This window comes from Sinomonas humi (genome assembly GCF_000802235.1).
Lineage (GTDB): Bacteria > Actinomycetota > Actinomycetes > Actinomycetales > Micrococcaceae > Sinomonas > Sinomonas humi.
The window spans coordinates 1-9,346 of the sequence record NZ_JTDL01000155.1 but is presented as its reverse complement, the minus strand read 5'-3'; the positions used below and the strand labels follow the sequence as shown (position 1 = coordinate 9,346).

The following is a 9,346-nucleotide window of genomic DNA, read 5'->3' as shown; positions in this document are numbered from 1 at the left end:
CCTGCCCGAGGCGATCACCACCACCTGGGAGCGCACCGTGGTCCAGCAGTGCGTCGTGCACCTGATCCGGAACTCGTTCCGGTACGCAGGCAGGCAGCACCGCGACGCGATCGCGAAGGCCCTCAGGCCGATCTACACGGCCCCGTCAGAGGCCGCGGCCAAGGACAGGTTCGCCGAGTTCGCCGCCGAGTGGGGGCAGCGGTACCCGGCGATCGTCCGGCTCTGGGAGACCGCGTGGGCCGAGTTCGTCCCGTTCCTGGAGTACGACGTGGAGATCCGCAAGGTCATCTGCACGACGAATTCGATCGAGTCGATCAATGCCCGGTACCGGCGGGCAGTGCGGGCACGGGGCCATTTCCCCACCGAGGCCGCGGCCCTGAAATGCCTCTACCTCGTCACCCGCTCGCTTGACCCCACCGGCGGTGGGCGGGCACGCTGGGTGGCCAGGTGGAAAGCCCCGCTGAACGCGTTCGCGATCACCTTCGACGGACGCCTCGAACGGACCGCCAACTAGAAGAACGCCGGACCCAAACACCGTTCCTCAGACACTCCCTGTACGGCAATGGCGAAGGTGGTTTCTCCGCGAGAAGCAGCCTTCGAGCCTCGCCCTAATCTCCGACTCCTCGGGCTTTTCCTTCGTTCCTCCTTTGGCCAGCCCGCGTTGAGGGATTGGTCGGATGCGGGCCAGCCGTCAGTGGCGGACGAGCCGGTGATCGCCGATGGCGTCGAAGATCGAACGGGAAAGGTATGTGTCGACCGCCAACCGGATCACGGTGGTGATTCCCTTACTGCGCTCGTGGCACCAGCGGGCGAGCTCGGTGTAGACGGACTCCGGGAAGGCGACCCCGATCCGCTGAGTGTAGCGAGGAGCTGGCCCCTTTCCATTGGTGGGCGATGCCGGTTCCATTTCCGCCTTCTTGGCGCGACCGTAAGGGCTCTGAATCACACTCAAGCTGCGCTCTCTAAAGGAGGCGTCGCGGTCGGGCGTCTTCAGGAACTCGACGACGGCGTCACGGATGATTTCGCTCGTGGTGACGCTCATGGTGCGCGCGAGTTCCTCCAGCGCCGTCTTCACGAACGGTTCGAAGCTAACGCTGATGCGGTTGGTCTTGGTTTCCCGCTCTCCTGCCGCCTTGGCTTCGGCCGACGCGTGCTCTGTCTTGTTGGACATCTGCTCCTCCTCTTCCTGGATTCTTTTCGTCGCTCGTCTTCTGGGCGCGCGTGTACGGCGGTTGCCCGTCGGATTTGGCCCACTCGGCCCGCGGCCAGAGTACTGCAATCTACACCGAAGTACACGGGTCCACCTTCCAAGTGATACCAGAGTGACAGAAGTGACTTTACACCAAAGAAGTGTGATTGAAGCCTATTCAAACACCGGAGAAGCGTGCTATTTCTTGTCTGCGCCCGACGATCCCGTCGCTTCGCCAGAAGAGAGAGGATGCACCATGACCCCGCCGATGCACCCTCCCCGGACGACCATCCTCGCTCACGCGCTGCACCACGGTTCAGCGCTCGTGATCGGTGGAGGCCTCCAGGGGACGCTTACCGTGTACCAGCTGCACAAGGCCGCCAAGGAAGAGGGGCTGCCCCTCCAGATCTACTGGGCGTTCGATGACCAGCGGAAGTCTGCCTCTGCGAACGCAGGCGCCTACCATGCCGTTTTCGCCTCCACGGACTCCCGCGCTGGACTGTGGGCTGAACGCTCTTGGGAAATCGGCCCCGCCATCTTCGCCGATCTCGGCGTCGACCATCTCGTCCATGACATCCCGACGCTGTATGTATCGAACCTGAAGACGCTTCGGCTCCCGCCAGGGCTCCCGTCAGAGCCGAAGATCGTCGACCCGGCAACGTTCGGACTCGAGCAGTCGTACTTCCAGGCGGCCCTTGTGGAGGCTGGCCGCGTCTTCTCCCCGCGTGAACTGCTTCCGGCGATGACTCGTGCGGTGCGCGCCCTTCCCGGCGTCATTACCTCGGAGAACAAGCACTTCCAAGATGTCGAAGACATCCGTAGCTTCTGCGAGGAACTTGAGATCTCGACGGCGTTCGTCTGTGCCGGGGCCGGCGTGAGCAGGCTCCTAAACCACGTCGAACCGGAGGTGATGGGCTCCCTCGGGGTCCTCATCCACCTGAAGATGCGCGAGGCCTTCGGGTTTCACAATTCGATGGTTGTCATGGACGAGGATGACGACGGTGCGCTGACCTACTCGATCCCAGCGCCCGCCACAGGAACGATCGGCGTTGGCGGGACTGTCGATAAGGTCTTCGAGTACCCCTATAGCTCTGGTGCCCCCGACGTGGAGGACCACCGGCAGCAGAAGGCTGAGATCGCCAGGGACGCGAAGCTCGAGTTCGAAGGCATCCGGAAGCGCGCCATTAGCCTCTTCCCGCGCCTCGAAGAAGCCCTCCGCTTCGTGGGGTATGAAGACAGCGCCACCTTCGCTTTGCGGCCCCACGCGAGCGGCGTCATCCTCCGAGTCCTGCCCTCCGACCTCACGGGGGAGGTCGCGGTCGCAGAGATCAGCGGACTCGGGGGCAGCGGATACACGATCGCACCGGCAGTCACCGAGGACGCCTTGAAGCTGGAGGTCCCCCAGCGAGCGACCGAGACAGAGGCGGCGATCTAACGATCCTTAACGCAACCAGGGCCGGTGCTCGAATGAAACATCGGCCCTGGTTGCGTTAAGGCTGCATCAGCTCGGTGCAGTCGACTCTAAGATCTCTCCGCTTACCGTAAGGCCCGGCAGAGGCTGGAGCGGTCTATGCCGAGCCGGCGGGCGACCTCGGTCTTGGAGACCCGGCGGCGATCTGCTCCCTCCCCTCGCCAACCTGTTCTGGTTTGAGCGCCCGGGACCGGCCCTTGTAGACGCCACGGACCTTGGCTGCCTTGATCCCGTCCGCCTGGCATTCCCTTGATCATCGCGCGCTCGAGCTCCGCGACGGCCCTGAGGGCGGCGCGCCACAGCCGATGACCGCCACCAGCCCGCATCAGGATCCGGTCCACCACTTCATTGGCCTGCTCATTGGTCTTGATCGATGGGATCGGACCGATAGAGCTGGCGCCAGAGGGAATCTCGTAGGCCGCGGACCACACCTCTTCCAAGGCGGCCTGCAGTTCTTCACGGCGCGATGCGGGTGTGTTGGCGTGCCTCTTCCACTTGAAACCCCGCTCCCCCTCCTTCCTAAGGGACGAACCTACGCCTGATCATCACTTCACGGGAATGGCTGCGGCGAGGCCCATGGGAGGAGCGTCAGGGTTCCTCATCGAAGAGCGGAGGCAGCCGCGGCAGGAACCCGATCACACCGAGGACCTCGCGGAGAGCCAGCGAGAGGTTCTCATACTGAATGGCCAAGAAGAGGGCAGTCATGTCGGCCGGTCGAATCTCATCGAGCTCCCTGACCACCCGGACGGCATCCTCAAGGGCCCGGAAGGGCCTCGTTATCCAAGACGATCTCGCGAGGGCGGGATCCTTCTGGGCGTTCACTGGGTCCGACCGGCTCCTGCGAGCTCCGGTGCCCGTGGTCAGACTGGTTCTCCACTCCGTCCCCTCCCTACTCCCGTCGCTCAGGTTACGGCTGTCAGATGAAGGGTGGATGGGGACGCATCGAAGAGGGCGCAGAGACCGGCACGTAGCCGGCTAGTCCTCCTTCTTCCCGGACTTTCCACCGAAGTAGAAACCAAGGATGGCCGCGGCCAGGGTCTGGACGCCTGAGATGCCAGCAATCGCGGCAGTAAAGTCGTCTCGCGGCATCCAGCGCAGCAAGAACGCCGCCGTGATCGCGCCGTAGAGCACCAGCATGCCCACGATCACGATGAGCGCAAGCCCCCTGCGCGTCTCGTCCTCATGAGTGGGAGGCACAGGCTTCGAGTACCCGACACCCTCAGTGAGGGGTCTCGCCCCCTCGACTCGGATGAAGGGGGCAAAATCGCTCGATGAGGGGATGATGTCCGTCTCGTCGACGACCTCATCCACGGGAAGGGGCGACCTCCCCTCGTGCCCAGCCCGCTCGTGCTCGGATTCGTCGCCTGGCTGGTCACTCATCGGCATCCTCGTCGTCCTCGATCTTCTCGACGTCTTTCTCGTCGGGGTGCTCGTAGACGGCGAAGACGCCGTTGTTCCCCAGGCCGCTTGTGTCGACTGACTCGTGCTCGTCGGCCTGCAGATAGGAGAACTCCGGGATCTCGCCCGGTGCTCCAATGACCTGGATGACGCCGTCGGGCTGGGCCAGTTCGAAACGCCACGAGGGCATCGTCTTGTTGGCTTGCAGCGCGGCCAGGAAGGTCTGGAAGCCAACCCAGAGCCGCTGATCAGCGGCCAAGGACTGGAGCATAGGTTCTCCGGCCAGTGACTCCGAGAGCTGGCCGGTTTCCGACCCGGCCTCCCCGTTGCCCGGCTCGGGTTCTTGCTCGTCGTCCATATGACCCACCACCTAACCCCCGCTCGAGCGGGACGCTGTCGGCCCATTGGCCGACCCGACACGTGGGCTCATACTAGCAATATGACGCGTTCTGTGCATCTAATCCTACACACTACATCAACACATGATGCGTTGACCCGTGTGGACATGTGTGTATAATTTCGGTACGAGAAACAGACAGAGAGAAACACGGACTTGGTGTTTCAAACTGTGGATGGAAAAAACGACAGCAACCGAACACCGAAACCACAACGGCCTAGCTCAGCTGGACAACCAATCCGCCGGGGCAACACCGATAGCCTGCCGGACCCAGCGAAGGCGCGCCAACGCCTTGTGCAGGACCCGAAGAACCCGCCACACAACCGAACAGCATCGGCCCAGGACCATCTGGATGAGCCACCGACAGGACCACTACCACCTGTCGTCCAGACGGGCGCTGAGCCCGCAAAGGGCCGAGTTTCCGAAGGAGCGAACCATGGCCTCTCCTGAATCACGCATCGACACCCACCTGACACGCCTGAGCATCAACATGAACCCGGAGACCGCAGCCACTCTCAAGAAGCTGGCCCAGCAGGAAGGCCTGTCTCAGACTGAGGTGATCCGTCGCGCCGTGGCTCTGATGGAGTTCATCCAGGACGAGAGGCGGCACGGCCGCAAGATCCAGACGATGGATTCGAACGACAAGAACAAGCGCGAGCTCGTCCTCGTTTGATTCGTCGCTCCTCCAAGGGGTGGGCTCCGTAACAGCAGGGCCCACCCCTTGGAGTTTCAGCGAGCCGTGGCCCTACCGGCCAGGCGATTCGAGGGCGCCGCTAGACGTGCACGCCCCAGTCCCCCAGTTCTCGTCTTCCCATGCCTGCCTTCGGTGGCCGCACCCGGGCCGAAACCGCCACAGTGAGAATGACAGCATCGATCAGCCAGCCCCAGACCGACATGGGCAGGAGCACGAGAACCCAGAGGACCAGCGCAGCCCAACTGAGAACCTTTACCGTGCGGTTCATCGCAGCGCTTCCCCGGCCGCCTTGGTGCAGGGGCGCGCTTTCGCAGCCGAGAAGAGCCAGGATCTGTTCGGCGTGGCCGACGGTCAGATGCTTGAGGCTGGGTCGGTAGCGTTTTGCTGCCCGGTTGACCGCGGCCCGGACATAGTTCCGTTGCAGCGCTCGTGCCTGAGGGGTTCCGTCTGGGCGGAGGATCGATCGCCAGGTTTCGTTCTCGGCGGTCTGCACTTCTTCGTGGGTGGCGTCTTCAGGCAGGGAGCTCAACGGCGCGAGGGCCGGCGGTATCGCGGCGGTTGAGGACAGCGACGTGTAGGAGATCCCGCTGCCGGGAATGCGGAATGTGGTAGTGACCCGTCCGTCGGCTCGGCGTCCTACTCGCAACGGTCCGGCACCGGCACTCACCCCGATACCGCTGCGGGAGGCGGTGACCCGGATCGGGCCGAAACTCTTGGAAGCGCGGAAGCGATACCCCATCGTCAGCGTTCCGTGAGGATACGGAGCAGCTGCCACCCTTCCGGGACCTGCGCCTCGAGCGCTGCCTCGACATCGTCGCACGTCTCGCCCTGGGCTTCGATCTGTTCTGTCTGGAGGGGACGGATCGTCCCGCTAACTCTCACCACGATTTCGGATCATATGCCTGACCCAGCTCGAGCCAGTGGAACCTGCCCCGGCCGAGCAGAGTTCCGGAGGAGACTAATCCGTATCGCCTCCCTGCATTCCCGCTCCTTCTACCATCCCATTTAGATCTATTAGGGATATTGGACCCGTTAGGGTGATTGACCAAACCTGTCCATCAGCGACGCCCGCGCGCGATCTTTCCAGCAGGGACGGCGGGGAACTCCTCGCCGCCGTTGTACTTACGCTGGCGCTCCTCCATCCGGTCGAGCGCTGCTGCGAGGAGGAAGTCGGAGAGGGATTCTTCACGCTCCCCCGATGCGGGCGGGGTGTAGTACCAGGCGGCCCGGATGCGGGCGATGGTGTCGAGGTCGGCGTAAAAGCCGGCCTTGCGGATCGGAGTGCTCGTGGCCTCCGATGCAGGGGCGGGCTCTTGGACCGCGACTGCATGCAGTATCGGCTCAGGCACCGAAGCCGCCGATGAACCGGGAGCCCCCATTGGAGTTGCCTCCGGGCCGAGGATGTTCTCCCGGGCCTCGATCGGATGGGCTGCGCCGAGGGCGCTCCGTTTGCGTTCGGGTCGTCCTGCCATAGGTCAGCCCTCCATGTATGCGTAGTCGTGAGTGGGGAACGCTTTTTCGAGATGGTTCCGCAAGGACATGCCTGTGAGTGTGCTGAAGTGGCGAGCGTACATCTCGTATACCTCGCGGCCCCGCTGCCGGTCAGCAGTCCATTCGTCGAGGCCGAGGCCGGCCTCCTGCGCTGATTGGATGACATCCCAGTATGGGATTCGGGGGTTGATTATCGGCCAGGGCGAGGATTCCTTTAGGTCACCGAACCACGCCCTATGGGTGAGCGTCCCCCGGGCCTGGACGACAACCACTCCTGCGACTGTGAGGAGTGGGTTGTAATAGCGGACGACACTGGCAACGGACTTCTCGAGCTCAGACATGCCGTCGAGGGAGAACTTCCCCGGTGTGGTTACGACGAGCGCGCGGTCGGCGGCTGCCAGGGCATTGATGGTGTGCAGCTCTAGGCTCGGCGCGCAGTCGATCAGCACGAGATCGTACTGACCTCTGACCGGATCTAGGGCCTCGCGCAGCCTCATCTCGCGCCCATGCTCCCCCGCCAACATCATCACCGCCTTGCTGATGTTGCTATTGCCTGGAACCACATGGAGGCCGTCCCATGCGCCTTCTCGCTGAACCTCCTTGACGGGTTCACCCAGAAGCACGTCGGCCAAGGTGAGGTCGTCGGCGGCAATGTCCTCGAGCAGGATTCCCGAGCAGTTCCCTTGGGGGTCGGCATCTACCACCAAGGTCCTGAGGCCTTCGTTGGCTGCCACCCTGGCAAGGTTGATCGTTTCGGTGGTCTTACCGACCCCGCCCTTCTGATTCACGACGGCGACTACTTGCGGCACGTCGTCTCCTTCCCGTCCTCGCCGGAGCTGACAGGGCTGTTAGCCCTGTGAGCCCCGCTAGGTTCAATGGAACTTTTAGGTCTAATAGAGACAGTAGTCCTTGCCCTTCGACTACCAGTTGCCATACCGCGGCGTGTTGCCGAACTCATGCCCCGTTGGCACCTTTTAGGGCCCCAGGACTTCTAGGGCTGACAGGTCTAACAGACCTATCAGCCCTACTCGGCAGAGTCGGCCTAGACCCTCGCTCGCTCTAACCACCGCCTAGGGCCCGGGCGGTAAGTCAGACGGAATGGAGGAGTTTCAGCTCTAATATCCCTGAAAGGACTTTTAGGTCTAATGGCGACAGTAGTCCTTGCCGCTTTAGGACCAGTTGCCATACCGCGGCGTGTCGCCGAACTCATCGCCAGTTGGCACCTTTTAGGACTGTCAGGACTTGTAGGGCTGACAGGTCTAACAGACCTATCAGGCCTACTCGATAGAGTCGCCAGACCCTCACTCGCTCTAACCACCGCCTGGGACTCAACCGGCGGTAAGCCCCGCGGAACGAAAAGGTCTAACATCTCTAAAAGAACTTTGACCACTATTTTGGCCTAAGCCCGTCACGGCCTAGGCCTGCCTTGCCTCCGATGGAAGTAATCGTCCTAATAGACCTCTCAGAGTGAATCGGTCAATTAGGACTAAATAAGCGGTTCTGATTCGGCAAGGCAGGGAAGCTTCTCGAGAGAGACGAGTTAGGCCGCAGCGGCGTTCCAAAGCGCTGTGGACATGGCGTCGTCTGGTGGGACCCAGTGTTCGTCGGCTTCGGGGTCGTGGAGGTCGGCTTCGGTGATCTGGTGAGCGGGATTGTGGCGGTCGAGCCAGGCGTGCCAGCGGGCGCGTTGGAGGCGGTGGAGGGTGATCTGGGCGGCGACGTCGGCGTCGGCTCCGAGGCGGTGGGCGAGCTGGGCGAGGCTGGTGGCGGCGGTGGTGTGCCAGCGGCCCTCCGCATCGCGGTGGATCATGCGGTAGGCGGCCATCTCGGCCAGTGCCTTCTCGGCGGTGCTGCGTGCGACGCGAGCGTCGCGGGCGACGTCGGCGGTGGTGGGGGAGTGGCGGGAGCGTTCGATGGCCTCGTAGGCCAGGGCCGCGGCGGGCCCGAGGATGCGGAAGACGGGCCGGACGGCGTGGATCCTGCCCTGGCGCCAGGTCAGATCCCGGGCGGTCTGGCGGTGCTGTTCGGGGAGGTCGATGAGGTAGACGTCGGCGTTGCGGTGGCGGGCGTCGGCGATCTTGGTGACCATGCCGTCGGAGAGCTCGGCCAGGCGGCGCAGAAGCCTCGCGACGGTCCCGTGATGGGTGCCCAGTGCGAGGGCGAAGGTGCGGCAGCCGACGTCCAGGACATTGGTCTCCATCGTCCTCATATAGGCCAGCACGCCCCGGACCAGGAACCGCAGCCCGATGCCCTCGCGTCCCAGAGAGTGGAACCGGGCATCGAGCACCGCGTAGAGGACATTCTCCAGATCGTTCACCAGCTGGTGGATCGAAGCGGCCGAGGCTTTTGCCCCCCCGGTGGGTTGAGTGGGGCTTGTGTCGCTTTTACGGGCAGTCTTCTTCCCGGCGCTGTTGGCGGTGAATTCGAGCGCCTTGGCCCACTCGCGCTCCAGGAGCCGCTCGCGCTGTGCCCTCGACTGATACAGGGCCGCCAGGCCCGGGAACTGGCCGGTGAGCTCGGCCCGGACCTGGGCAAGCGTCCACCCGCAGGCTGCGAGGTGGTTCAGCACACTCATCCGGGCCTCCGAGGCCGACCGGTACCGGTCCGTCTCGTACAGGCCCGTCTCCGCGATCGAGCGCAGCGGGGACTGCCACCCGCCCAGCGGACGGCCTGCCGTATCAGGTCCTGGGCTGCGTCCCGTCTGCG

11 protein-coding genes and 1 pseudogene are annotated in these 9,346 nt (G+C 63.7%); 3 read left to right on the top strand and 9 right to left on the bottom strand.

All coding sequences use genetic code 11. From position 1 onward, the window contains the following. Nucleotides 1–514 (top strand): IS256 family transposase (locus LK10_RS20630; protein ID WP_043128240.1); only part of this gene is annotated, 514 nt, incomplete at its 5' end. Between the two features lie 177 nt (nt 515–691). Here LK10_RS20630 and LK10_RS20625 read toward each other — a convergent pair. Next, nucleotides 692–1,171 carry a ribbon-helix-helix domain-containing protein gene (locus LK10_RS20625; protein ID WP_043128238.1) on the bottom strand — a complete coding sequence of 160 codons (480 nt, stop codon included), beginning with the start codon at nt 1,169–1,171 and terminating at the stop codon, nt 692–694. A gap of 274 nt (nt 1,172–1,445) precedes the next feature. Between LK10_RS20625 and LK10_RS20620 the strand changes: the two genes are divergently transcribed. Continuing rightward, complete coding sequence (locus LK10_RS20620; RefSeq protein WP_043128236.1) at nt 1,446–2,624, top strand: FAD-dependent oxidoreductase; 1,179 nt, start codon at nt 1,446–1,448, stop codon at nt 2,622–2,624. Between the two features lie 624 nt (nt 2,625–3,248). On the opposite strand, the gene LK10_RS20615 is transcribed toward LK10_RS20620, so the two are convergent. The 3 genes from LK10_RS20615 to LK10_RS20605 form a co-directional block, all read right to left on the bottom strand. After that, nucleotides 3,249–3,482 carry a hypothetical protein gene (locus tag LK10_RS20615; RefSeq protein WP_043128234.1) on the bottom strand — a complete coding sequence of 78 codons (234 nt, stop codon included), beginning with the start codon at nt 3,480–3,482 and terminating at the stop codon, nt 3,249–3,251. 153 nt (nt 3,483–3,635) lie between these two features. Further along, nucleotides 3,636–4,040, bottom strand: a complete 405-nt coding sequence (locus LK10_RS20610; protein ID WP_043128232.1) for a hypothetical protein — start codon at nt 4,038–4,040, stop codon at nt 3,636–3,638. Then, nucleotides 4,033–4,416, bottom strand: coding sequence for a hypothetical protein (locus LK10_RS20605; protein ID WP_043128230.1), 384 nt, complete (start codon nt 4,414–4,416; stop codon nt 4,033–4,035). Before LK10_RS20605 ends, LK10_RS20610 begins: the two co-directional genes overlap by 8 nt. 475 nt (nt 4,417–4,891) lie before the next feature. Here LK10_RS20605 and LK10_RS20600 point away from each other — a divergent pair, with 475 nt between their 5' ends. Then, nucleotides 4,892–5,128: a ribbon-helix-helix protein, CopG family gene (locus tag LK10_RS20600; protein ID WP_043128228.1), complete on the top strand. Its 237-nt coding sequence runs from the start codon at nt 4,892–4,894 to the stop codon at nt 5,126–5,128. 100 nt (nt 5,129–5,228) lie between these two features. On the opposite strand, the gene LK10_RS20595 is transcribed toward LK10_RS20600, so the two are convergent. The 5 genes and pseudogenes from LK10_RS20595 to LK10_RS22465 all read right to left on the bottom strand — a co-directional run. Beyond that, nucleotides 5,229–5,888 carry a DUF4236 domain-containing protein gene (locus tag LK10_RS20595; protein WP_043128226.1) on the bottom strand — a complete coding sequence of 220 codons (660 nt, stop codon included), beginning with the start codon at nt 5,886–5,888 and terminating at the stop codon, nt 5,229–5,231. Nucleotides 5,889–5,890: 2 nt separating this feature from the next. Further along, nucleotides 5,891–6,034, bottom strand: coding sequence for a hypothetical protein (locus LK10_RS22470; RefSeq protein WP_197062010.1), 144 nt, complete (start codon nt 6,032–6,034; stop codon nt 5,891–5,893). Nucleotides 6,035–6,207: 173 nt separating this feature from the next. Further along, nucleotides 6,208–6,621 carry a ParB family protein gene (locus LK10_RS21100; protein ID WP_052207648.1) on the bottom strand — a complete coding sequence of 138 codons (414 nt, stop codon included), beginning with the start codon at nt 6,619–6,621 and terminating at the stop codon, nt 6,208–6,210. A 3-nt stretch (nt 6,622–6,624) separates the two neighbouring features. Beyond that, a complete protein-coding gene (locus tag LK10_RS20585; protein ID WP_052207647.1) occupies nt 6,625–7,449 on the bottom strand; it encodes a ParA family protein in 825 nt (274 codons plus the stop codon). Between the two features lie 731 nt (nt 7,450–8,180). Beyond that, nucleotides 8,181–9,346, bottom strand: a pseudogene (locus LK10_RS22465) (hypothetical protein); the annotation flags it as partial.